This is a genomic window from Streptomyces sp. IMTB 2501, assembly GCF_001953885.1.
Taxonomy (GTDB): Bacteria; Actinomycetota; Actinomycetes; order Streptomycetales; family Streptomycetaceae; genus Streptomyces.
Genome location: NZ_MQUS01000007.1, coordinates 100,612 through 124,286, shown reverse-complemented (window position 1 = coordinate 124,286; position 23,675 = coordinate 100,612). Strand labels below are relative to the sequence as shown.

Annotated in this window: 22 protein-coding genes; 17 read left to right on the top strand and 5 right to left on the bottom strand. The window is 71.2% G+C overall.

The window, feature by feature from the left end:
* Nucleotide 1 precedes the first annotated feature (1 nt).
* Genes hpnH through AV521_RS14440 form a run of 4 tightly spaced genes read left to right on the top strand, consistent with a single transcriptional unit; the run spans nt 2 to nt 5,471 of the window.
* The gene (gene hpnH / locus AV521_RS14455) at nt 2-1,024 is read left to right on the top strand and encodes an adenosyl-hopene transferase HpnH (RefSeq protein ID WP_076088257.1); all 1,023 of its coding nucleotides are present in this window, start codon (nt 2-4) and stop codon (nt 1,022-1,024) included.
* 4 nt (nt 1,025-1,028) lie between these two features.
* Complete coding sequence (gene ispG / locus AV521_RS14450; RefSeq protein WP_076088255.1) at nt 1,029-2,156, top strand: flavodoxin-dependent (E)-4-hydroxy-3-methylbut-2-enyl-diphosphate synthase; 1,128 nt, start codon at nt 1,029-1,031, stop codon at nt 2,154-2,156.
* A 34-nt stretch (nt 2,157-2,190) separates the two neighbouring features.
* Complete coding sequence (gene dxs / locus AV521_RS14445; RefSeq protein ID WP_076088253.1) at nt 2,191-4,089, top strand: 1-deoxy-D-xylulose-5-phosphate synthase; 1,899 nt, start codon at nt 2,191-2,193, stop codon at nt 4,087-4,089.
* Entirely contained in the window at nt 4,086-5,471 is a 1,386-nt protein-coding gene (locus tag AV521_RS14440; RefSeq protein WP_076088251.1) for an aspartate aminotransferase family protein, read from the top strand. Before dxs ends, AV521_RS14440 begins: the two co-directional genes overlap by 4 nt.
* Before the next feature lie 9 nt (nt 5,472-5,480).
* On the opposite strand, the gene AV521_RS14435 is transcribed toward AV521_RS14440, so the two are convergent.
* On the bottom strand, nt 5,481-5,708 hold the full coding sequence (locus AV521_RS14435; protein ID WP_107480916.1) for a hypothetical protein: 228 nt from the start codon (nt 5,706-5,708) through the stop codon (nt 5,481-5,483).
* A 141-nt stretch (nt 5,709-5,849) separates the two neighbouring features.
* On the opposite strand from AV521_RS14435, the gene AV521_RS14430 reads away from it, so the two are divergent.
* Both AV521_RS14430 and AV521_RS14425 read left to right on the top strand, forming a co-directional pair.
* Nucleotides 5,850-6,473, top strand: coding sequence for a helix-turn-helix domain-containing protein (locus AV521_RS14430; protein ID WP_076088249.1), 624 nt, complete (start codon nt 5,850-5,852; stop codon nt 6,471-6,473).
* Nucleotides 6,470-6,592, top strand: a complete 123-nt coding sequence (locus AV521_RS14425; RefSeq protein ID WP_023545289.1) for a DUF6126 family protein — start codon at nt 6,470-6,472, stop codon at nt 6,590-6,592. Before AV521_RS14430 ends, AV521_RS14425 begins: the two co-directional genes overlap by 4 nt.
* A gap of 91 nt (nt 6,593-6,683) precedes the next feature.
* On the opposite strand, the gene AV521_RS14420 is transcribed toward AV521_RS14425, so the two are convergent.
* Nucleotides 6,684-7,481 (bottom strand): tyrosine-protein phosphatase, encoded by a 798-nt coding sequence (locus tag AV521_RS14420; protein ID WP_076088247.1) that lies wholly within the window; start codon nt 7,479-7,481, stop codon nt 6,684-6,686.
* A gap of 172 nt (nt 7,482-7,653) precedes the next feature.
* Between AV521_RS14420 and AV521_RS14415 the strand changes: the two genes are divergently transcribed.
* Entirely contained in the window at nt 7,654-9,729 is a 2,076-nt protein-coding gene (locus tag AV521_RS14415; protein WP_076088245.1) for an alpha-galactosidase, read from the top strand.
* A 163-nt stretch (nt 9,730-9,892) separates the two neighbouring features.
* Entirely contained in the window at nt 9,893-10,678 is a 786-nt protein-coding gene (locus AV521_RS14410; protein WP_076088243.1) for an SGNH/GDSL hydrolase family protein, read from the top strand.
* 220 nt (nt 10,679-10,898) lie between these two features.
* On the opposite strand, the gene AV521_RS14405 is transcribed toward AV521_RS14410, so the two are convergent.
* The 3 genes from AV521_RS14405 to AV521_RS52670 all read right to left on the bottom strand — a co-directional run bounded on the left by AV521_RS14405 (nt 10,899) and on the right by AV521_RS52670 (nt 13,130).
* Nucleotides 10,899-11,513 carry a TetR/AcrR family transcriptional regulator gene (locus AV521_RS14405; protein ID WP_256725551.1) on the bottom strand — a complete coding sequence of 205 codons (615 nt, stop codon included), beginning with the start codon at nt 11,511-11,513 and terminating at the stop codon, nt 10,899-10,901.
* 181 nt (nt 11,514-11,694) lie between these two features.
* Nucleotides 11,695-12,879, bottom strand: a complete 1,185-nt coding sequence (locus AV521_RS14400; RefSeq protein WP_076088239.1) for a glutamate dehydrogenase — start codon at nt 12,877-12,879, stop codon at nt 11,695-11,697.
* Nucleotides 12,876-13,130, bottom strand: a complete 255-nt coding sequence (locus AV521_RS52670; RefSeq protein WP_371917037.1) for a thiamine pyrophosphate-dependent enzyme — start codon at nt 13,128-13,130, stop codon at nt 12,876-12,878. Before AV521_RS52670 ends, AV521_RS14400 begins: the two co-directional genes overlap by 4 nt.
* Before the next feature lie 541 nt (nt 13,131-13,671).
* Here AV521_RS52670 and AV521_RS14390 point away from each other — a divergent pair.
* The 9 genes from AV521_RS14390 (at nt 13,672) to AV521_RS14345 (ending at nt 23,637) form a co-directional block, all read left to right on the top strand.
* On the top strand, nt 13,672-14,829 hold the full coding sequence (locus tag AV521_RS14390; protein ID WP_371917036.1) for an MBL fold metallo-hydrolase: 1,158 nt from the start codon (nt 13,672-13,674) through the stop codon (nt 14,827-14,829).
* An 834-nt stretch (nt 14,830-15,663) separates the two neighbouring features.
* Nucleotides 15,664-18,123, top strand: coding sequence for an ATP-binding protein (locus AV521_RS14380; RefSeq protein WP_079249250.1), 2,460 nt, complete (start codon nt 15,664-15,666; stop codon nt 18,121-18,123).
* An 84-nt stretch (nt 18,124-18,207) separates the two neighbouring features.
* Entirely contained in the window at nt 18,208-18,642 is a 435-nt protein-coding gene (locus AV521_RS14375) for a roadblock/LC7 domain-containing protein (RefSeq protein WP_076088235.1), read from the top strand.
* A 2-nt stretch (nt 18,643-18,644) separates the two neighbouring features.
* Complete coding sequence (locus AV521_RS14370) at nt 18,645-19,016, top strand: DUF742 domain-containing protein (RefSeq protein WP_076088233.1); 372 nt, start codon at nt 18,645-18,647, stop codon at nt 19,014-19,016.
* Nucleotides 18,994-19,593: an ATP/GTP-binding protein gene (locus AV521_RS14365; RefSeq protein WP_023545279.1), complete on the top strand. Its 600-nt coding sequence runs from the start codon at nt 18,994-18,996 to the stop codon at nt 19,591-19,593. Before AV521_RS14370 ends, AV521_RS14365 begins: the two co-directional genes overlap by 23 nt.
* 61 nt (nt 19,594-19,654) lie before the next feature.
* Nucleotides 19,655-20,227 carry a GAF domain-containing protein gene (locus AV521_RS14360; RefSeq protein WP_076088231.1) on the top strand — a complete coding sequence of 191 codons (573 nt, stop codon included), beginning with the start codon at nt 19,655-19,657 and terminating at the stop codon, nt 20,225-20,227.
* A gap of 189 nt (nt 20,228-20,416) precedes the next feature.
* Entirely contained in the window at nt 20,417-21,445 is a 1,029-nt protein-coding gene (tdh, locus tag AV521_RS14355) for an L-threonine 3-dehydrogenase (protein ID WP_076088229.1), read from the top strand.
* 55 nt (nt 21,446-21,500) lie between these two features.
* Nucleotides 21,501-22,700, top strand: a complete 1,200-nt coding sequence (locus AV521_RS14350; protein WP_076088227.1) for a glycine C-acetyltransferase — start codon at nt 21,501-21,503, stop codon at nt 22,698-22,700.
* Between the two features lie 31 nt (nt 22,701-22,731).
* A complete protein-coding gene (locus AV521_RS14345) occupies nt 22,732-23,637 on the top strand; it encodes a LysR family transcriptional regulator (RefSeq protein WP_076088225.1) in 906 nt (301 codons plus the stop codon).
* Nucleotides 23,638-23,675: the final 38 nt, after the last annotated feature.

Sequence of the window (23,675 nt, the reverse complement as noted above, 5' to 3'; positions counted from 1 at the left end):
GATGGCCATGCCGTTGCGTCAGACCGTCAAGGTCGCTACGTATCTGTTTGAACAGAAGCTCAGGAAGCGCGACAAGTTCGCTCTGCTGGTCGAGCTGGAGCCGCTGTTCGCGTGCAACCTCAAGTGCGAGGGCTGCGGCAAGATCCAGCACCCGGCGGGCGTGCTCAAGCAGCGCATGCCGGTGGCGCAGGCCGTGGGCGCGGTCCTGGAGTCGGGCGCGCCGATGGTCTCGATCGCCGGCGGTGAGCCTCTGATGCATCCGCAGATCGACGAGATCGTGCGGCAGCTGGTGGCGAAGAAGAAGTTCGTCTTCCTGTGCACCAACGCGCTGCTGATGCGCAAGAAGATGGACAAGTTCAAGCCCTCGCCCTACTTCGCCTGGGCCGTGCACATCGACGGGCTGCGGGAGCGGCACGACGCCTCGGTGGCGAAGGAGGGGACCTTCGACGAGGCAGTGGAGGCGATCAGGGAGGCCAAGCGGCGCGGCTTCCGGGTGACCACCAACTCCACCTTCTTCAACACGGACACCCCGCAGACCGTCGTCGAGGTGCTCAACTTCCTCAACGACGACCTGCAGGTCGACGAGATGATGCTCTCGCCCGCCTACGCCTACGAGAAGGCCCCCGACCAGGAGCACTTCCTCGGCGTCCAGCAGACCCGGGAACTGTTCAAGAAGGCGTTCTCGGGCGGCAACCGCGCTAAGTGGCGGCTCAACCAGAGCCCGCTCTTCCTGGACTTCCTGGAGGGCAAGGTCGACTTCCCGTGCACCGCGTGGGCGATCCCGAGCTACTCGCTGTTCGGCTGGCAGAAGCCCTGCTACCTGATGAGCGACGGCTACGTGCCCACATACCGGCAGCTGCTGGAGGAGACCGACTGGGACAAGTACGGCCGCGGCAAGGACCCGCGCTGCGACAACTGCATGGCGCACTGCGGCTACGAACCCACGGCCGTCCTCGCCACCATGGGCTCCCTGAAGGAGTCGCTGCGCGCCATGCGCGAGACGGTCTCCGGAAACCGGGAGTGACGCGATGACCGCCGTTCCCTTGGGTGTTCCCGAGGTACCGGCCCGGCCGGTCGCACCGCGGCGGCAGTCGCGGCAGATCCACGTCGGGCCGGTGGCGGTCGGGGGCGGAGCCCCGGTGTCGGTGCAGTCGATGACGACGACCCGTACGTCCGACATCGGCGCCACCCTGCAGCAGATCGCGGAACTCACCGCGTCCGGCTGCCAGATCGTCCGCGTCGCCTGCCCCACGCAGGACGACGCGGACGCCCTCGCCACCATCGCCCGCAAGTCGCAGATCCCGGTGATCGCGGACATCCACTTCCAGCCCAGGTACGTCTTCGCCGCCATCGAGGCCGGCTGCGCGGCGGTCCGGGTCAATCCGGGCAACATCAAGCAGTTCGACGACCAGGTGAAGGAGATCGCGTGCGCCGCCAGGGACCACGGCACACCGGTCCGCATCGGCGTCAACGCCGGCTCCCTGGACCGGCGGTTGCTGCGGAAGTACGGCAAGGCCACCCCGGAGGCACTGGTCGAGAGCGCGCTGTGGGAGGCATCGCTCTTCGAGGAGCACGACTTCCGGGACATCAAGATCTCCGTCAAGCACAACGACCCGGTCGTGATGATCGAGGCGTACCGCCAGCTCGCCGAGAGCTGCGACTACCCGCTGCATCTGGGGGTCACCGAGGCAGGCCCCGCCTTCCAGGGCACGATCAAGTCGGCCGTGGCCTTCGGGGCGTTGCTGTCCCGGGGCGTCGGCGACACGATCCGCGTCTCACTGAGCGCACCGCCGGCCGAGGAGGTCAAGGTCGGTATCCAGATCCTGGAGTCGCTTGGCCTCAGGCAACGGCGGCTGGAGATCGTCTCCTGCCCGTCCTGCGGCCGGGCCCAGGTCGACGTCTACAAACTCGCCGAGGAGGTCACGGCGGGCCTGGACGGCATGGAAGTGCCGCTCAGGGTCGCGGTGATGGGGTGTGTGGTGAACGGTCCGGGCGAGGCTCGCGAGGCCGACCTGGGAGTTGCCTCGGGCAACGGGAAGGGGCAGATTTTCGTCAAGGGCGAGGTCATCAAGACTGTACCCGAATCGAAGATCGTGGAGACGCTCATCGAGGAGGCGCTGAAGCTCGCCGAGCGAACAAGCCCCGAAGACAAGTGAGTTGAGGTAGAGCACGGACCGAGAGGGGGCCCACGTGACCATTCTGGAGAACGTCCGGGGACCACGCGACCTGAAGGCGCTGTCCGAGGCGGAACTCGGCGAGCTGTCGGAGGAAATACGCGAGTTCCTGGTGCACGCGGTGTCGCGGACCGGCGGCCATCTCGGGCCCAATCTGGGGGTGGTGGAACTGTCCATCGCGCTCCACCGGGTCTTCGAGTCGCCCGTCGACCGCATCCTGTGGGACACCGGCCACCAGTCCTATGTCCACAAGTTGCTGACCGGACGTCAGGACTTCTCCAAGCTGCGCGGCAAGGGGGGACTGTCCGGCTATCCCTCGCGCGAGGAGTCCGAGCACGACATCATCGAGAACAGCCATGCCTCCACCGCGCTCGGCTGGGCCGACGGCCTCGCCAAGGCCCACCGGGTGCAGGGGGAGAAGGGCCATGTGGTCGCCGTCATCGGCGACGGCGCGCTGACCGGCGGCATGGCCTGGGAGGCGCTGAACAACATCGCGGCCGCCAAGGACCGCCCGTTGATCATCGTCGTCAACGACAACGAACGCTCCTACGCTCCGACCATCGGCGGCCTCGCCAACCACCTGGCCACCCTGCGCACCACCGACAGCTACGAGAAGGTCCTCGCCTGGGGCAAGGACGTACTGCTGCGCACCCCCGTCGTCGGCAACACCCTCTACGAGTCCCTGCACGGGGCGAAGAAGGGCTTCAAGGACGCCTTCGCCCCGCAGGGCATGTTCGAGGACCTGGGCCTGAAGTACGTCGGCCCGATCGACGGGCACGACATCAAGGCCGTCGAGTCGGCGCTGCGCCGCGCGAAACGCTTCCACGGCCCGGTCCTGGTCCACTGCCTCACCGAGAAGGGCCGCGGCTACGAGCCCGCCCTCCTGCACGAGGAGGACCACTTCCACACCGTCGGCGTGATGGACCCGCTGACCTGCGAACCGCTCGCGCCGTCCGGCGGTCCGTCCTGGACCTCCGTGTTCGGCGACGAGATCGTCCGGATCGGCGAGGAACGCGACGACATCGTCGCCATCACGGCGGCCATGCTGCACCCGGTCGGGCTCGGCAAGTTCGCCGAACGCTTCCCCGACCGCGTGTGGGACGTGGGCATCGCCGAGCAGCACGCGACCGTCTCGGCGGCCGGCCTCGCCACCGGCGGGCTGCATCCGGTCGTCGCCCTCTACGCCACCTTCCTCAACCGCGCCTTCGACCAGCTGCTGATGGACGTCGCCCTGCACCGCTGCGGGGTCACCTTCGTCCTCGACCGGGCCGGCGTCACCGGCGCCGACGGAGCCTCCCACAACGGCATGTGGGACATGTCCGTCCTCCAGGTCGTCCCCGGCCTCAGGATCGCCGCGCCGCGCGACGCCGGCCAGCTGCGCGCTCAGCTGCGCGAGGCCGTCGCCGTGGACGACGCGCCCACCCTGGTCCGCTTCCCGAAGGAGTCCGTCGGCCCGGACATCGAGGCGATCGGCCATGTCGGCGGCATGGACGTGCTGCACCGCGGCGACCATCCCGAGGTGCTGCTGGTGGCCGTCGGTGTCATGGCCCCGGTGTGCCTGCAGGCCGCCGAACTGCTTGAGGCGCGCGGTGTCGACTGCACGGTGGTGGACCCCCGATGGGTCAAGCCCGTCGATCCCGCGCTGCCGGGCCTCGCCGCCGGACACCGGCTGGTGGCCGTCGTGGAGGACAACAGCCGCTCCGCGGGCGTCGGTTCCGCCGTGGCGCTGGCCCTCGGCGACGCCGACGTGGACGTGCCGGTACGGCGGTTCGGCATCCCGGAACAGTTCCTCGCGCACGCCAAGCGCGGCGAGGTGCTGGCCGACATCGGTCTCACACCCGTCGAGATCGCCGGGCGGATCAGCGCGAGCCTGGCCGTCAGGGACGTGGACGGCACAGCCAAGGAGAAGGAATGAGCACGGAGTTCGACCTCGGCGCCCTGCTCGCCGAGCGCGGAGCCGAACGCTACGAGCTGCACGCGAAGTACCTCAACCCGCAGCTCCCGCGCATGCTGCACACCATCGGCTTCGACAAGGTCTACGAGCGGGCCGAGGGCGCCCACTTCTACGACGCGGACGGCAACGACTACCTGGACATGCTCGCCGGGTTCGGGGTGATGGGCCTCGGCCGTCATCACCCGGTCGTCCGCAAGGCGCTGCACGACGTGCTCGACCTGAACCTCGCCGATCTGACCCGGTTCGACTGCCAGCCGCTGCCCGGCCTGCTCGCCGAGCGGCTGCTCAGCCACAGCCCGCACCTGGACCGGGTGTTCTTCGGCAACAGCGGCACGGAGGCCGTCGAGACGGCCCTCAAGTTCGCCCGGTACGCCACCGGCAAGCCCCGTGTCCTCTACTGCGACCACGCCTTCCACGGCCTGACCACCGGCTCCCTGTCGGTCAACGGAGAGGGCGGCTTCCGCGACGGCTTCGCCCCGCTGCTGCCCGACACCGCCGTACCCCTCGGGGATCTGGGCGCCCTGGAACGGGAGTTGAAGAAGGGCGACGTGGCCGCCCTGATCGTGGAGCCCATCCAGGGCAAGGGGGTGCACGAGGCTCCGCCCGGCTATCTGCGCGCCGCCCAGGAGCTGCTGCACCGGCACAAGGCGCTGCTCATCGCCGACGAGGTGCAGACCGGCCTAGGCCGCACCGGCGACTTCTACGCCTACCAGCACGAGGACGGCGTCGAACCCGACCTGGTGTGCGTGGCCAAGGCGCTGTCCGGCGGGTACGTCCCGGTCGGCGCCACGCTCGGCAAGGACTGGATCTTCAAGAAGGTCTACTCGTCCATGGACCGCGTCCTGGTCCACTCGGCCAGCTTCGGTTCCAACGCCCCGGCGATGGCGTGCGGCCTCGCCGTGCTGTCGGCCATGGAGAACGAGCAGATCGTCGCTGGCGTACGCAGCACCGGCGAACTGCTGAAGTCCCGCCTGACCGCACTGATCGACAAGTACGAACTCCTCGCCGACATCCGCGGCCGGGGGCTGATGATCGGCATCGAGTTCGGCAAGCCGTCCTCGCTGAAGCTGCGCAGCCGCTGGACCATGCTGCAGGCGGCGCGCAAGGGCCTGTTCGCGCAGATGGTCGTCGTACCGCTGCTGCAGCGGCACCGGATTCTCACGCAGGTCTCCGGGGACCATCTGGAGGTGATCAAGCTGATCCCGCCGCTGATCATCGGCGAGGCGGACGTCGACCGGTTCGTGGACGCCTTCACCGCCGTGATGGACGACGCGCACAGCGGGGGCGGCCTGATGTGGGACTTCGGCAAGACCTTGATCAAGCAGGCCGTGGCGGGCCGCTGACCCGGACTTTCAGAAGACGAACGGCAGGACGGGGAAGAGGACGAAAGGGTAGGCGGACCCGATTGCGCCCAGGACGGTGCCGGTGACGGCCATCCACAGGTGGCCGATGCCGCGCAGGGCGTGGTGAATGCCCACGAGGCCGAAGCCGAAGGCCGGCGCCCCGGCGATGAGCATCACCGGAAGCATGACGAACGTCAGCGTCGGCCACAGACCCGACACGGCCGCGATGCCCAGCACGAGCGCGGTGAAGCCGACGGCGTGGGCAGGCGTGCCGGATCCGGCCGGCGGGGTGGGCTCAGTGTGCTCGGTTCACCCCCGGGCGTTTGCCTCAGAGGCAAGAAAATTGCCCTTTGGGCAAAACCGGTGCTGAATGAAGGCATGAACGCCTCAGGCGCCGGCCCACCGGCGGGCACGGGCGACGAGCTGACGGCCGTCGCACCGCAGTTGCGGGCACTGCGCCGGCGCACCGGCCTCACTCTGGAGGCCGCGGCCCGTGCCGCGGGGCTCTCGCCGGCCCATCTGTCCCGGCTGGAGACAGGTCAGCGGCAGCCGTCGCTGCCGATGCTGCTGGCTCTCGCCCGTATCTACGGTACGACCGTCTCCGAGCTGCTGGGCGAGACGGTCGCCGACCGGGACGCGATCGTGCGCGCCGGTGACATGGAGCCGACCCGGGCGGGTGGCTGGACGTACTTCCAGGCCGGGGCGCCCGGCCGCGCCATGCAGGCCCTGCGCGTACGGGTCCCGTACGGCTCGCAGGGCGACATCGTGCGGGTCCATCCCGGCGAGGAGTGGGTCTACGTCCTGCGGGGCCGGCTGCGGCTGCGCCTCGGTGACACCGCGCATCTGCTCGGGCCCGGCGACAGCGCGCACTTCGACTCGCTCACCCCGCACCGCCTCGCCGCCGAGGACCACGACGGCGTCGAGCTGCTGTTCGTCCACACGCTGCTGCAGAGCCCCACGGCCACACTGTGCCTGGGGCCGCTGACCGGAGAACTGCCATGAGCGACTTCGAGACGAAGTTCCCCCGTTCCCTGTGGATCCGCCTGATCATCTACATCGCCCTCGGCCATGTCCTGGCCGGGTTCCTGTACCTGCTGTTCGCGGTGGGAGCGAAGGGCTGAGGCGGCCGGGCCGGTGAAATCACGGGCGGACACGGGCCGGTGGATCCACGGGCGCATGTCCGGCGCGCCCCGCCGGTGCTGCCGTGTCCGCTCAGTCCAGCAGGCGCTCGCGCAGGTGGTCCCGGGCGGCCGGGGTGAGGCCCAGGCCGTGCTGCAGATAGGTGTCCACGCCGCCCCAGGTCTGCTCGATGGTCTCGAACGCCGCGTGGAGGTACTCGGCGCGGGCGTCGAAGAGCGGGCTGAGCAGCTCCATGACCTCGGGGGTGTAGGCGGTCTCCGTGCTGCCGCTGCGGCGGACCTTGTAGCGCCGGTGCTTGGCGTTCGACTCCAGATAGTCGGCGATGATCGCCCCGCGCTCCACGCCCAGCGCGAGGAGCGTCACGGCCATGGAGATGCCCGCGCGGTCCTTGCCCGCCGCGCAGTGCATCAGGGCGGGCACGCTGTCCTCGGTGAGCTCGCGCAGCACCTGGGAGTGCTCGGCGGTGCGCTCCTTGACGATCGACCGGTACGAGGCGATCATCCGGGCCGACCCCTTGTCGTCGGCGAGGATCCCGCGCAGCTGGTCGAGGTCGCCGTCGCGGACCATCTTCCAGAACTCGGCGCCGTCCGCCGGGTCGCTCAGCGGCAGGTTCACATTCCGCACGCCGGGCAGCTCGACGTCCGGGCCCTCCAGCTTCTGGTCGGCCGCGTTGCGGAAGTCGAAGATCGTGTGCAGGCCCAGCGAGGTGAGGAATGCCGCGTCGTCCTCGGTCGCGTGCGCCAGGTGTCCGCTGCGGAACAGCACTCCCTGCCGCACCCGCCGTCCGTCCACGGTCGGCAGTCCGCCCACGTCGCGGAAATTGCGCACTCCGGCCAGCTCCGGCTCGGTCGACGGGACCTGCTGCGTCACGGGGGCTCCTCCCGGTCGGACCCCGCCGTCGCGTTTCGTCGGCGGGCGCTCTGTCGACCATACGACATCGGTTTCCTCGGGCAAGGAGTTGTCCACAGGCATTGCACCTGGGGCGGTGCGGCCTAATGATGTTGGCACTTGAGCGGATCTGTTGGCACCTGTGAGGTCTTACGTGGTGGACATCGCCGAAGACGGTCGTACCTGGCTCCTCTCGGGGCCCACCAGCAGTTATGCCCTGCATCTCACCGACGCGGACGAGCTGCTCCACCTGCACTGGGGGCCACGTGTGGCCCTCGCGGACGCGCAGGCCCTGGCCAGGGATCCGCTGCCCGGCTACTGGCCCTTCGAGTCCCCGCTCGACGGCCGCGAGGAGTACCCCGTCGAGGGCGGCCCCCGCTTCGTCCGCCCCGCGCTGTCCGTGCGCACCGACAAGCGCCGCGGCACGGAGTGGAGCTTCCGGGCGTACGAGACGGAGGGCGACGAGCTGCGGCTGCGCTTCGACGACGACGGCGTCGCCGTCACCCTGCACTACCGGATGCGCGGCGACGTCGTCGAGCGCTGGGTCACCGTGGCGAACGGCTCCCACGCGCGCGTGGAACTGCTGCGCGCCGACGCGGCCACCTGGACCCTGCCCGACCGCGACGGCTGGCGGCTGTCCCAGCTGCACGGCCGCTGGGCCGCCGAGTCCCGCCTGGCCACCGCCCCGCTCACCTACGGCGAGAAGGTCATCGGCAGCCGCCGCGGCCACACCGGCCACCAGCACCTGCCCTGGGTGGCGCTGGACACCGACGCCACCGAGGAGCATGGCGAGGTCTACGGCTGTGCGCTCGGCTGGTCCGGCTCCTGGCGCATCGCGGTCGCCCAACTCCCGGACGCGCGCGTGCAGATCACCGGCGGCGCAGGCTACGACGACTCGGGCCTGCTGCTGCTTCAGCCGGGGGAGTCGTACACCACCCCCGTCTTCGCGGGCCTGTGGAGCGACGGCGGTTTCGGCGGCGCGAGCCGCACCTGGCACGCCTACCAGCGCGCGCACGTCATCCCGGACGCCGACCGGGACCGGCCGGTGCTCTTCAACTCCTGGGAGGCGACGAACTTCGACATCTCCGGGGACCAGCAGCTCGCGCTCGCCCGCCGGGCCGCCGACATCGGCGTGGAGCTGTTCGTGGTGGACGACGGCTGGTTCGGCGCCCGCACCAGCGACCGCGCCGGGCTCGGCGACTGGAGCCCCAACCCCGACCGCTTCCCGCAGGGGCTGAAGCCCCTGGCCGACCAGGTGCACGGCCTCGGCATGCAGTTCGGCATCTGGGTCGAGCCCGAGATGGTCAACCCGGACAGCGACCTGTACCGCGCGCACCCCGACTGGGCGCAGTACCAGCCGGGACGCAAGCGGACGGAACTGCGCAACCAACTCGTCCTCAACCTCGCCCGCGAGGACGTCCAGGAGTACCTGTGGGAACAGCTGGACACCCTGCTCTCCAGTGCGCCGATCGACTATGTGAAGTGGGACTTCAACCGCTGCTTCACCGACGCCGGCTGGCCCGGTGAGCCGTATCCGCAGCGCCTGTGGGTGGACCACGTCCGCGCCCTGTACACCCTGCTGGACCGGCTCCGAGCAGCCCACCCCTCGGTCGCCTTCGAGTCCTGTTCGGGAGGCGGCGGCCGCATCGACCTCGGGGTGCTGAGCCGTACCGACCAGGTGTGGACCTCCGACAACACCGACCCGCTCGACCGGCTCGCCATCCAGCACGGCTTCAGCCAGATCCATCCCGCGCGCGTGATGGCCGCCTGGGTCACCGACAGCCCGAACACCCAGCTCAACGGCCGGGTCAGCACGCTGCGGTTCCGCTTCGTCAGCGCCATGGCGGGCGTACTCGGCGTCGGCGGCGACCTCACCGAGTGGACCGCGGAGGAGCTGACCGAGGCCCGGCAGTGGGTCCGGCTCTACAAAGACATCCGCCCGGTCGTCCAGCACGGTGAGTTGTACCGGTTGCGGCCTCCGTCCGGCGGCTTGAGTGCTGTGCAGTACGTCCGGGGTGAGGAGACGGTGGTCCTCGCCTGGCTCCAGGCGCAGAGCTACGGCGAGCCGGTGCCGGCGCTGCGGCTGCGCGGACTCGACCCGACGGCGTCGTACGAATGCCATGAAACGGGCGAAGTTCACCGGGGGGCGGTCCTGCTGCACCACGGGCTGCGCACCGGACTCACGGGCGACCTGGATGCGACGGTGCTCCGACTGCGCCGCATGGACTGAAGGCATTCAACCCGCCTGAGGTCAGCCCTATTCCTGATGCGCAAACTATTTAAGAGTGTCTCTTCTCACCGTTCGTCAACCCCTCCTTACGGTCGCGTAGGTCACACCCGAAGGTGAATCATGGTGCTTCGTGGTAGACGATTCGAAGAATGACAACAGATCAGTGATCGGGTCGTACGTGGCGGTGGGGGACAGCTTCACCGAGGGCGTCGGCGATCCCGGGCCCGACGGGGCGTTTGTGGGCTGGGCGGACCGGTTTGCGGTACTGCTCGCCGACCGGCGGCCCGAGGGGGACTTCAAATACACGAATCTCGCGGTCCGCGGGAAGCTGCTCGACCAGATCGTGCAGGACCAGCTCCCGCAGGCCGTCGAACTCGCCCCGGACCTCGTGTCCTTCTGTGCGGGCGGCAACGACATCATCCGCCCCGGCACCGACCCGGACGAGGTGGCCGAGCGCTTCGAGCGGGCCGTGGCCCAGCTGACCGAGGTCGCGGGTACGGTCATGGTGACGACCGGTTTCGACACGCGTGGCGTTCTCGTGCTCAAGCATCTGCGTGGCAAGATCGCCACGTACAACGGGCACGTCCGCGCCATCGCGGACCGGTACGGCTGCCCCGTGCTCGACCTGTGGTCCCTCAAGTCCGTGCAGGACCGCCGGGCCTGGGACAGCGACCGGCTCCACCTCTCGCCCGAGGGCCACACGCGCGTGGCGCTGCGCGCCGGCCAGGCCCTCGGCCTTCAGATCCCGGCCGACCCCGAGCAGCCGTGGCCGCCGCTGCCGCCCCGGGGCACCCTGGACATCCGCCGCGACGACGTGCACTGGGCCCGTGAGTTCCTCGTCCCGTGGATCGGCCGCCGCCTGCGCGGCGAGTCATCCGGCGACCACGTCACGGCCAAGGGCACCCTGTCCCCCGACGACATCAAGCACCGCATCGCCTCGGTGGCCTGAGCCCCCGTGCCCCCCCCCCCCGGCATGCGGTGGGGGCACGGGGGTGTCCGGGGCCGGGCGCGGCCTGGGGCCCGTCCGACGGATCCGGCTGCAGACGAGGGGGTGGCACACCTGTCTGCGGCCTTGTCGTCGGTTGCAGACTCCCCCCGGCTGCCCGAGGCGGTCACCAGCGCCGATGAGGCGCCGTCGATGTCCTGCGACCTGGTCCGCCGGACAGGCCCTAGCGTTCGGTCAACGCCTTGCGGTCCAGGCCCAGTTCCCGCGCGAGCGCGTCGTCGACCCAGTCCTGCGCGCGCGTCCGCGGGACCGCGCCGGGGTACGACGTCAGCTGTACGGCCAGCCCGTCCAGCAGCGCCGTCAGCCGCAGTGCGGTACCGGCGGGGTCGGCGCAGGCGAACTCGCCCGCCGCCGCGCCCTCGGTGATGACGTCGGTGATCGCCGCCTTCCACCGCTGGTCCAGGTCCCGGGTGACCTCCCGCAGGGCGGGCTCGCGCAGGGCCACGGCCCAGCCCTCGATCCACAGCCGCCAGCCCTTGGCCTGCCCGGTCGGCGCGTACCAGCGCACCGCGGCCCGCAGCCGGCGCAGCGCGGACGTCCGCCGGCCCAGCAGCTTGCGCAGGTGCGCGAGATCGTCCTCGGCCGCATAGGTGAACGCGGCCGCGACCAGCTTCTCCTTCGTCGAGAAGTGGTACAGGACCAGCGCGTTGCTCACCCCGAGGGTCGCGGCCACGTCGGCGATCCTGACCGCCGCCACGCCCCGCGCCTCGATCTGCCCGATGGCGGCCCGCAGCAGTTCCTCCCGCCGCTCGGCCACGCTCAACCGCACTCTCGCCACGCGGTCACCCTAATCCGTAGTGCAGGGCGACGCGGACGGGACCCGGTTCCTTCGGGCCGTTCGAGCATGGGGCTGCTACACCTTCGGTCACCCGGGCCGTGGGATGCCCGCGGACGATGTGTCCGACTCGGACGTCATCACCTCCGTCGCCCCGCCCCGCCGGCGGGCTGGACCGGGCCCGTCACCGGTACCACCCGAAGCGGGCCGCGATCGCCGGGAGCCGGTCGGTCACCAGGGCGTGAGCGGCCGCGCGTGGGGTCGTACCGTCGGCTTCCGCGCGGTCGAGCATCAGGCCGACCAGGACGCGCATGGTGCGCCGGATGTGGGCGAACGCCTCCTCGGCGTCGGCGCCGATGTCGCCGAACAGGGTCCACCACCACCAGGCGTTCGTCGCGGAGTTGACCACCACGTCGGGCAGCACCGTCACCCCGCGCCCGGCCAGCAGTTCCTCCGCCTCCGGCAGTACGGGCATGTTGGCGGCCTCGACGATCCAGCGGGCGCGTACCCGGTGCTGGTCGGCGGTGTCGATCGCGTACGACACGGCCGCCGGCACGAGCACCTCCGCCTCGGCGGACAGCCAGGCGTCGGCGGGCAGTTCGTGGTCGCCGGGGCGCAGTACACGGCGGTCGACCGTGCCGTAGCCGTCCCGCGCCGCCAGCAGGGCCTCGACGTCGAGCCCCGCCGGATTGGCGATCGTGCCCTTGATGTCGGCGGCCGCCACGACGGTCAGCCCCGCGCGTGCCAGGAACCGCGCGGTGGCCCCGCCCATCGTGCCGAGCCCCTGCACGGCGACCCGGGTGCCCGGGTACGGCACGCCGGCCCGGTCCAGCGCGGCGAGCACCGACTCGGCGACCCCGCAGCCGCCGGCCAGTTCGTCCAGGCCGATGCCGTCCACCTCGACCGCGAAGGCGTCCGAGAGCCGTTTGCGGGCCGTCGCCTCGTCGTCCAGCAGCGGGTACACCGCCTGGATCGAGGAGACCAGGCCGGCCTCGGCCGCCGCGCGGTCGATCAGGTCCTGGGTGAGGCCGAGGTCCTCGCCGGTGGTCCAGAGGCTCTCGATGTACGGTCGCATGGCACGCAGATAGCGCAGCAAGAGGCCGTACGCCTCCGGGTCCCGGGGATCGCAGTCGATGCCGCCCTTGGCGCCGCCGAGCGGGACGTAGCGGGCCTCGGGGTCGTAGTGCAGGGCCTCTTTCATCGTCATGCCGCGGGCGAGCCCCCTCACCTCCTCCAGCGTGCAGCCGGGGCGCATCCGCAGCCCGCCGCTGGCCACGCCGCGCACCAGCCGGTCCACGACCAGGAAGCCCTGGCGGCCGGTGACATGGTCGGTCCAGACGAGCGACATCAGGGGAGCGCGGGCGGTCATGGGGTCTCCTCGGGGACGGTGATCAGGGTGGGGCCGGGACGGTCCAGGGCCTCGCTGAGGGCACGGGCCGGCGCGGCGGGATCGCACGCGCGCGTGCCGTGTCCTCCGTGCGCTCGGGCCAGGGCGGGCAGGTCGGCCGGCGGGAGGTCCACCGCGGCAGGGACGTTGCCGCGCGCCCGCATCCCGTCGCGGATCTCGCCGTGGCCGCCGTTGCCGAACACCACTATGGGCAACGGGAGTTGCCGCTGCACTGCGCTGACCGGTTCCTGCACCGTGACCTTGCAGCCTGCCGTCCCCGCTGAGCGCGTGCCTGTGCGGCCGTAAGCAGGTCCAGCGGCCCTTCGCGGTGCGTGGGGAGCGGCCGCCGCGTCCGGAACAGCGTGAACGCGCGCGCCACGACCGTGTCGAACTCCATGGCGTGTCTTCACGTCCGCCTGGTCCACGGCACGCGCGCGTGCCCGTGTCTCGTCACGGGCGAAGGCACGGGCGAGACCGACGACGTCGCGCTGTTCGGGGCGGAGCGGGACCAACTCGGTGGGGAGGTCGGTCATGGTGCCTCCGGGGCGGGCGCGGACGATGGTGGGCGAGGGGAGCCCGACAGATCTGCTCCTGTGCCGAATTACTGAACCGTGAGTCAGTATCAGAAGCGGGTCCGAGCCCTGTCAACGTGCTGAACGAAGGTTCAGTAAAGCGGGCCGGTCCCGCGATGGCACCCCGGCGGTCCCGGGCTGTCGGAGGGGCCGACCATAATGGGGAGCCTCACCCACTCCACCGGGAGGTACCGTGACCGGAATGCGTTCCTCGAGCTCCGGGCTCCGCGCCCTGCGGCCGGCGGCGTTCGGCGCGGACCCGGGCGGTGAGCGCCTGGCACGCATCCGTCGCTCCCCCCACTTCAAGGACGGCGTCTTCCAGAACCCGGGCGGTGCGGCCCGCACCCGGCCCTCCGGTTCCACGCTGGATCTCGCCAAGGTGTTCCTCGACAAGGACAGTCGGCCGCTGCGCTCCCCGAAGGGCACCGTCCCGGTGCACGCCACGACCTTCGCCGACCTGGCCAAGCCGCCAGCCACGGGGCTGCGGCTGACCTGGATGGGCCACTCCAGCGTCCTCGCGGAGATCGACGGCCACCGGGTGCTGTTCGACCCGGTCTGGGGCGAGCGCTGCTCCCCGTTCCCCTTCGCCGGGCCCAAGCGGCTGCACCCCGTGCCGCTGCCACTGGCCGCGCTCGGCGAGGTCGACGTGGTCGTCATCTCGCACGACCACTACGACCATCTGGACCTGCCCACGATCAAGGCACTGGCCGGCACGGACACCGTGTTCGCCGTGCCGCTCGGCGTCGGCGCCCACCTCGAACACTGGGGTGTCTCCCCGGACCGGCTGCGCGAGCTGGACTGGCACGAGTCCACCAGGATCGGCGGGCTCACCCTCACCGCCACCCCGGCCCGCCACTTCTGCGGCCGCGGTCTGCGCAACACCCAGCACACCCTCTGGGCGTCCTGGGCCGTCGCCGGCGAGGAGCACCGGATCTACCACAGCGGTGACACCGGCTACTTCGAGGGCTTCAAGGACATCGGCGCGGTCCATGGCCCGTTCGACGCCACGATGATCCAGATCGGGGCGTACAGCGAGTTCTGGCCCGACATCCACATGACCCCCGAGGAGGGCCTGCGCGCCCACCTCGATCTGCAGGGCGGCGCCTCGCACGGCGCGCTGCTGCCGATCCACTGGGGCACCTTCAACCTGGCCCCGCATCCCTGGGCCGAGCCGGGGGAGTGGACGAAGGAGGCGGCCGAGGAGGCCGGCCAGGCGGTGGCCCTGCCCCGTCCCGGCGAGCCCTTCGAGCCCGCCGGCAAGCTCCCGGCGGAGGCGTGGTGGCGCGGCGTGTCGGGAGAGCTCCGGCGCAGCTGGCGCTCGGTGGGGGCGTTCGTCGCGGAGCCGCCCAAGCGGGGCTGAGCGACGCGGCGGACGCTGAGGGAGCAGTAAGGATCTGTTCCGGGTCCCCGCCGGGGGGCTTCCGGGCTTCCGTCTGGGGGAGATCCCCCAGTCGAAGAGGGAAGTCGGCCGCGTTCCGGGCGCCGGGTGGCGTGCATGGCTTCGACGTCCGCCCCGGTGCCTTCACGGGCATCCTGGGCCCCAACGGATCCGAAAAGTCCACCTCCATCTCTATGCGCATGATCATGGGCCTGCGCCGCCCCGATCTGGACAACGCGACGATCCATGGCAAGGCCTGCCGCGACTTGCGCCTTGCGTCGGCCGCTGCCGGGGGGCGCTGCTCGCGGCTCCGTACGCACCACCCTGGTCGCAACGTGCTCGCCAAGCCCGGCCCGGAGGGAGTCCTCCGCCGCCCTCAAGGTCAGGCCAAGGCAAACACTCTCCGTGATGTATGGCTGGTCGGTGTCGCCGGTCCAGGTATGTGGAGCTGGCGAGGGCGGACCGGCGACTTTCGGAAATCGGGCACAAGGTGAGGGCTGGGGCGGACGTCGGCCCATCGCCCGCCGGCGTCCTCTCGTGACCGCTTTTGACCGGGTCGTATCGAACTCTTTCGGCCCGATCGCGCCGTTCCCGGCCCGGTTATCGGTCTGTCGTACGACGCTTCATACCAGAGCGGGACGCTCCTCAGGGGAGTTTGTCAACTGCCCGCCGCACATGATGCGCAAGCAACTACTGTGAGTGTCCGTCGCGTCGCGCGGCCGGGTTCTCCGGTCTCGTCGGCCGACACCGCGATGACGCATGCCACCTCGCGCACCGCTTGAGAAACAAGCCCGACGGACCAGTACGAGGACGCAGATGTCTCACCTCCGAGCACCGGCCACCCGTGCCGACCGCCGCGAGGGCGGCAGGCACGGGCGACCGGTCGCCCGACCCGCTCCCGCACTGCCCGAACTGCGCATACGGCCCCAGCTCATGCGGCTCGCCGTGCTGCCGCCCCTCGCGGTCGCGCTCAGCGCCACCGCCGCCGTCCTGTTCAGCATCCGCTCCACCGGCGCCCGCACCGGACCCATGCTCTGGGCCGTGCTCGCCGGAGCGGTCACCGTGACCGCGGCCGGCATCCTCATCGCCGCCGTGGCCGCCGACCGTGCCACCCGCGCGGTCTCCGACCGTGTCGACGCGCTGCGCAGTATCGCCGCGCGCGGCGAGGCCGACCTGCACGCCCTGGTCGACGCGCTGCGCCAGGGGGAGACCCCGCCGCAGCACACATCGCGCCGCCGGCCACCCGCGGACTCCGACGACTTCGAGCTGCTCGCCGCTGATCTGGCCCGCGCGTACGACGGCGCCGTCACCGCCGTCGTGCGCGCCGCCCAGCTCTCCAGCCAGGCGGGCAGCGAGCAGAAACTGGAGGTCTTCGTCAATCTCGCGCGCCGGCTTCAGTCGCTGGTGCACCGGGAGATCTCGATCCTCGACGAGCTGGAGAACGAGATCGAGGACCCCGACCTGCTCAAGGGTCTGTTCCACGTGGACCACCTGGCCACCCGTATCCGGCGGCACGCCGAGAACCTCGCCGTGCTCGGCGGCGCCGTCTCCCGGCGACAGTGGAGCAACCCGGTGAGCATGACCGAGGTACTGCGCTCCGCCATCGCCGAGGTCGAGCAGTACTCCCGGGTCAAGCTGGTGCCCCCGATCGACGGTGAACTGCGCGGCCACGCGGTCGCCGACGTCATCCATCTGCTCGCCGAACTCATCGAGAACGCCTCGGTGTTCTCCGCCCCGCAGACCCAGGTGCTGCTGCGCGCCAACCTCGTCACGTCCGGGCTCGCCGTGGAGGTCGAGGACCGCGGGCTCGGCATGCCCGTCGGCGAGCAGAACCGGATGAACGCCCTGCTCGCGGACCCCGACCAGGTCAACGTCGCCAGCCTGCTGGCCGACGGCCGCATCGGCCTCTACGTCGTCTCCCAGCTCGCCCGCCGGCACGGCATCCATGTGCGGCTGCAGTCCAACATCTACGGCGGTGTGCAGGCCGTACTCGTCGTCCCGCAGGCATTGTTGGGAGCGGCGCCCGCGGTGCCCGGCACGACCACGGGGGCCGGGGCGGGCGTACCACAGCCGCAGAATCCGGCGGACAGCGGAGCGTCACCGCAGGCACGGCACCAGGGCCAGGCCGCTGGCCATGTCCAGGGGCCCGGGCAGGGGTACGGGGCGGGGCAGACGGGGCAGATGCGGGGGCCTGTGCCGACCCCCGCCCCCGCCCCCGCGTCCGTGCCTGGAGCGCGGTTCGGCGACACGAGAGCCGTGCATGACGGTACCCGGCCGGGAGCCGGTGCCCCGTCCGCCTCGGAGACCGACGCCGTCGCCGCTTTCGGGAGAGACGCCGGCACCGATGCCGGGCAGGCACCGGCGACCGGTCGCCGACGGCACGCCCAGCGCGGGAACGTGGAGCATGGTGCCGAGGGCGGGAGCGGGCGGCCCGGTGCCGAGAGTGATGGCGGACCGCGTGGTGCGGAGAGCGGTGACGGCGGGCGCGGCGCGGATGCCCCGGCGCCGCTTCCCGTGCGGGGCGCCCGGCAGGAACGGCCCACCCCCGCCGAGGCCCTGCCCGGCATCAGCGCCGCGGACCGGGCAGCGGTCGAGGCGCACGCGGGCGTCCTGCCCACGCCACGTGTCGACACCGTGCGCGGCACCATGGGCAAGCCCCAACTGCCCCGGCGCCGCGCCCAGCAGCACATCGTCCCCCAGTTGCGCGGCGGCCCCGCACCCCGTCAGGACGACGACACGGTCCCGGGCCACGACCCTGGGCTGGTGGCGGCCTTCCAGCGTGGGATCGGACTCGCCGAGGCGCAGCAGCACCTGGAGAGCCAGGAACCCAGCCCCCTGGACTCCGGCCACCTGGAGTCCGGCCACCTGGAGTCCAGCCACCTGGAGTCCAGCCACCTGAGCTCCAATCTCCTTGGCCCCAGCCCGCTGGACTCCGCGCACATGGGCTCGGCCCACATGGGCTCGGCCCACACGGACTCAGCCCACACGGACGCCGCCCACTTGGCGTCCGCACGCATGGATGCCACGCACCTGGATGCCGCATACATGACGGTTCATCACATGCGGCCCGTCGCACCGGAGTTCACCGACCAGCTCCACAGGCAGCCGGACGACATGGGCGCTGACCACACAGGTTCAGCCCATACGACAACCGCAGACCACCTGGGCCCGGACCACACGGACCCGCCCCCCATATCTCAGGGGCGCGCCCACGCGCCCGCATCCGACGGTGTCCGTGGCGCCGGCCGGCCCGACGGGAGCGCCCCGGCCGGCTGACCGCCCGCACCGTGTCCACCCCCACCACCGACCACTCACCCCCAACCCCGCGCTCCCGCAGACACCCCAAGGAGTCGATCCACCATGGCGAGCGATGCGCCGACCGCCCACGCATCCGACCTCGACTGGCTGCTGAGCGGCCTCGTGCAGCGCGTACCACACACCAGCAGCGCGGTGCTGCTGTCGTGCGACGGGCTGGTGAAGTCCCTACACGGCCTCGACGTCGACAGTGCCGACCACATGGCGGCCCTGGCCTCCGGCCTGTACTCCCTCGGCCGCAGCGCGGGCGTGCGATTCGGTGACGGCGGGGACGTCCGCCAGGTCGTCGTCGAGCTCGACTCGACCTTGCTGTTCGTCACCACCGCAGGGTCCGGCACCTGTCTCGCCGTGCTGGCGGGGCGTGAGGCCGACGCAGCCGTCCTGGGCTACGAGATGGCGATGCTCGTCAAGAGCGTCCGCCCCTATCTGGTGACCGCGCCCCGGCAGCATGCCGTCGAACCCACGGCGACGAGGCCTTGAGCGTGACCACAGCCGGCGACGGGCCCTGGCTGGACGACGCGGCCGGACGGCTGGTGCGCCCGTTCACGGTCAGCAACGGACGCACCAAGCCCAGCATCGCCCTGGACCTGATGTCGCAGGTGATGGCCACCGGCGTCACCCCGCTCGGCTACCTCGGCCCCGAGCACGCCCAGGCGCTCGACCTGTGCCGGGCGCCCGTCTCGGTCGCCGAGGTCGCCGCGCATCTGAAACTGCCCGCGGTGGTCACCAAGGTGCTGCTCTCGGACCTCGTCGACTGCGGGGCGCTGACCACCAAGCCCCCCGTCTTCCACCACACACCCACTGACCGGTCTCTGCTGGAGGCAGTGCTCGATGGACTACGACGACAGCTCTGACCCGTTCCCCACCGCGCTGAAGATCCTGGTGGCGGGCGGATTCGGGGTCGGCAAGACGACCTTCGTGGGCGCGGTCAGCGAGATCGCGCCGCTCAGTACGGAGGAGCTGCTCACGACGGTCAGCGTCGGCACGGACAGTCTCGACGGCGTCGAGAACAAGATGGAGACGACGGTCGCCATGGACTTCGGCCGGATCACCCTCGATCCGGACCATGTGCTGTATCTGTTCGGCACACCAGGGCAGGAGCGGTTCTGGTTCATGTGGGACGAGCTGTCCGAGGGCGCGCTCGGCGCGGTGATCCTCGCCGACACCCGCCGGCTGCAGGACTGTTTCGCCGCCGTGGACTTCTTCGAGGAACGCGGACTCGGCTTCATCATCGCCGTCAACGAGTTCGACGGCTCCTACCGCTACGACCCCGACGAGGTCCGCGCCGCCATCGACCTCGACCCCGAGGTCCCCGTCGTCCGCTGCGACGCCCGGATCTCCAGCTCCGGTGTGCAGACCCTGCTCACCCTCGTACGCCACCTCCTCGCCCACGCCCCGGCGCCCGCGCCGAGCCATGGCGCCCACATGTGATCCCGCCCTACCTCCCACGGAGCCGCCCTATGAGGTACGCCCACATCGCTGGAGCCCGGCCATGACGTACGAGCCGCCCCGGCCGGTCCGGGGTCTGCTGCTCACCCCCGAGGACAAGGAGGCACCCGCCCGCGTCCACCGGTTGCGGCTGCTCGGCCTGGTGGACCGTCCCGACCCCGCGCTGGACGTCTTCGCCGACCATCTCGCCCGGTTCACCGGCGCGCCCTACGCGATGGTCAACTTCATCGGTGAGGACCATCAGTTCTTCGCGGGACTGCGGGTCCCCGCCGCGCCGGTTCTGCGGGAGGACGGCAGCCGACCGGAGTTCGGCCGGGTCCTGCCGCGCGACCATGGGTTCTGCCCCCATGTGGTGGTCCGCCGTAAGGCACTGGTGCTCGAGGACGTCCGCGACTATCCGCGGTTCGCCGGGAACCCGGTCGTGGACGAGTACGGCATCCACTCCTATCTCGGCGCCCCGCTCATCGACAGTTCCGGCATGGCGCTCGGCACCGTGTGCGCGGCCGACACAGCGCCCCGGGCCTGGGGCAGGTCCGGTCTGGAGACCATCAAGGCGCTGGCCGCCGACCTTGTCGTACGCCTCGAACGAAGCGCCGAGGACGGCCTTCCCCTGTGACGGACGACGGCACGGCGCCCCGCGGGAGACCAGGGGCGTGAAGGAAAGCTGAGGCGGCGGTTAAGAAAAGCTCGATGGACCCGTGGCCCGCGCATACGGCAGATTGCAGGGTGATTCCACCCCTCTGACCCGGTGCGGGCTTCTTCGGCATGCCCGCGGGCCGGGACCTCACCCACAGGAGCCGTAAGCGTGAAGGCGCTGGTCAAGGAGAAGGCGGAGCCGGGGCTCTGGCTGACGGACGTCCCGGAGCCCGAGATCGGCCCCGGTGACGTACTGATCAAGGTCATGCGGACCGGTATCTGCGGCACCGACCTGCACATCCGGGCCTGGGACGGCTGGGCGCAGCAGGCGATCCGTACCCCGCTCGTGCTCGGGCACGAGTTCGTCGGGCAGGTCGTTGAGACCGGCCGGGACGTGACCGACATCCGCATCGGCGACCGGGTCAGCGGCGAGGGCCATCTGGTCTGCGGCAGGTGCCGCAACTGCCTGGCCGGCCGCCGCCATCTGTGCCGGGCCACCGTGGGCCTCGGCGTCGGCCGCGACGGCGCGTTCGCCGAGTACGTCGCCCTGCCCGCGACCAACGTCTGGGTGCACCGCGTCCCCGTCGACCTCGACGTCGCCGCGATCTTCGATCCGTTCGGCAACGCCGTGCACACCGCGCTGTCCTTCCCGCTGGTCGGCGAGGACGTCCTGATCACCGGCGCGGGCCCGATCGGCCTGATGGCCGCCGCCGTGGCCCGGCACGCCGGGGCCCGCAACGTCGTCGTCACCGACGTCAGCGAGGAGCGCCTGGAGCTGGCCCGCAAGATCGGCGTGAGCCTCGCCCTGAACGTCGCGCAGTCCACCATCGCCGACGGCCAGCGCGAGCTGGGCCTGCGCGAGGGTTTCGACATCGGCCTGGAGATGTCCGGCCGACCCGAGGCGATGCGGGACATGATCGCCAACATGACGCACGGCGGCCGCATCGCCATGCTCGGCCTGCCCGCCGAGGAGTTCCCGGTCGACTGGGCCCGGATCGTCACCTCGATGATCACCATCAAGGGCATCTACGGCCGCGAGATGTTCGAGACCTGGTACGCGATGTCGGTCCTGCTGGAGGGCGGCCTGGACCTCGCCCCCGTGATCACCGGCCGGTACGGCTACCGCGACTTCGAGGCCGCGTTCGCGGATGCCGCGAGCGGCAAGGGCGGCAAGATCATTCTGGACTGGACCGCGTAAAGCCGTAGCACGCGCAACTCCCTTCGCCTGCAAGCACCTTCAGGAGAGCCCCCTCATGTTCGACACCATCCGCGACGACCTGCGCGCCACCCTCGACGAGATCCGCGCCGCCGGACTGCACAAGCCCGAGCGGGTCATCGGCACGCCGCAGTCCGCGACCGTCGACGTCACCGCCGGCGGCCGCCCCGGCGAGGTCCTCAACTTCTGCGCCAACAACTACCTGGGCCTCGCCGACCACCCCGAGGTGATCGCCGCGGCCCACGAGGCCCTGGACCGCTGGGGCTACGGCATGGCCTCCGTCCGCTTCATCTGCGGCACCCAGGAGGTGCACAAGGAGCTGGAGGCCCGGCTGTCGTCCTTCCTCGGCCAGGAGGACACGATCCTGTACTCCTCCTGCTTCGACGCCAACGGCGGTGTCTTCGAGACGCTGCTCGGCGAGGAGGACGCGGTCATCTCCGACGCCCTCAACCACGCCTCCATCATCGACGGCATCCGCCTGTCCAAGGCCCGCCGCTACCGCTACGCCAACCGCGACCTCGCGGACCTGGAGGCCAAGCTCAAGGAGGCGGCCGAAGGCGGCGCGCGGCGCAAGCTGGTCGTCACCGACGGCGTCTTCTCCATGGACGGCTATGTGGCCCCGCTCGGCGAGATCTGCGACCTCGCCGACCGCTATGACGCGATGGTCATGGTCGACGACTCGCACGCCGTCGGCTTCGTCGGCCCGACCGGCCGCGGCACCCCCGAGCTGCACGGCGTCATGGACCGCGTCGACATCATCACCGGCACCCTCGGCAAGGCCCTCGGCGGCGCCTCCGGCGGCTATGTCGCCGCCCGCGCCGAGATCGTCGCCCTGCTGCGCCAGCGCTCCCGGCCGTACCTGTTCTCCAACACCCTCGCCCCGGTGATCGCCGCCGCCTCGCTGAAGGTCCTCGACCTGCTGGAGTCCGCCGACGACCTGCGCGTCCGGCTGAACGAGAACACCGCGCTCTTCCGCCGCCGGATGACCGAGGAGGGCTTCGACATCCTCCCCGGCGACCACGCCATCGCCCCCGTGATGATCGGCGACGCGGCCGAGGCGGCCCGCATGGCCGAGCTGCTGCTGGAGCGGGGCGTGTACGTGATCGGCTTCTCCTACCCGGTCGTCCCGCAGGGCCAGGCCCGCATCCGCGTCCAGCTGTCCGCCGCGCACTCCACCGAGGACGTCGACCGGGCGGTCGACGCGTTCGTCGCGGCCCGCGCCGAGCTGGGGGCCTGACCAGGGACTGGGCCCTGGGATAATTGAGCCCATGATCGAGGCACGGCGGCTCCACATCCTCCGTGCGGTGGCCGACCACCGCACGGTCACCGCGGCGGCCGCCGCGCTCTATCTCACCCCCTCCGCGGTCTCCCAGCAGCTGACGGCCCTGGAGCAGGAGACCGGCCACCGGCTGGTCGAGCGCAGCGCCAAGGGCGTACGGCTCACCCCGGCCGGCGAGATCCTGCTCAGCCACACCAACGTCGTCCTCGCCCAGCTGGAGCGGGCCGAGGCAGAGCTGGCGGCCTACGGCTCGGGCGAGGCGGGCACGGTCACCGTGGCGGCCTTCGCCACCGGCATCGCCCAGGTCGTGGCACCGGCCGTGGCCCGGCTCGCGGACACCGCGCCCGGCATACGCATCCGCGTCCAGGACGCCGAGGGCGACGCGAGCCTGCCCATGGTGCTGGACCGGCAGGTCGATGTGGCGGTCGCCGTCGAGTACCGCGGCGCCCCGCCCGCCGACGACCCCCGGCTCACCCATGTCCCGCTGTATGCCGAGCCGTTCGACGCGGTCGTACCGGTGGACCACCGTCTCGCGGACGCGGCGGAGGTCCCTCTCGCCGAGCTGGCCAAGGACCCCTGGATCGGCCCGTACCCCGGCAATCCGTGCCATGACGTGGTCGTCCTCGCCTGCGAGAGCGCCGGCTTCCAGCCCCGTCTGGAACACTCCTCCGACGACTTCCGGGCCGTCGTGGCCCTCGCTTCGGCGGGCGCGGGTGTGGCCCTCGTACCCCGCTCGGCCCTGAACGGTATGGACCTGACCCATGTGGTCGTCCGCCCCGTCGACGGTGTGGCCCCGACCCGCCGCGTCTTCGCCGCCGTACGACGCGGAGCCGAGGGGCACCCGCTGATCCGCCCGGTGCTGGAGGCGCTGGGGAGGGCGGCGCAGGACGCGTGAGGCTTCCGTAACGTATCCGTCTCATATCCGGGATAGCG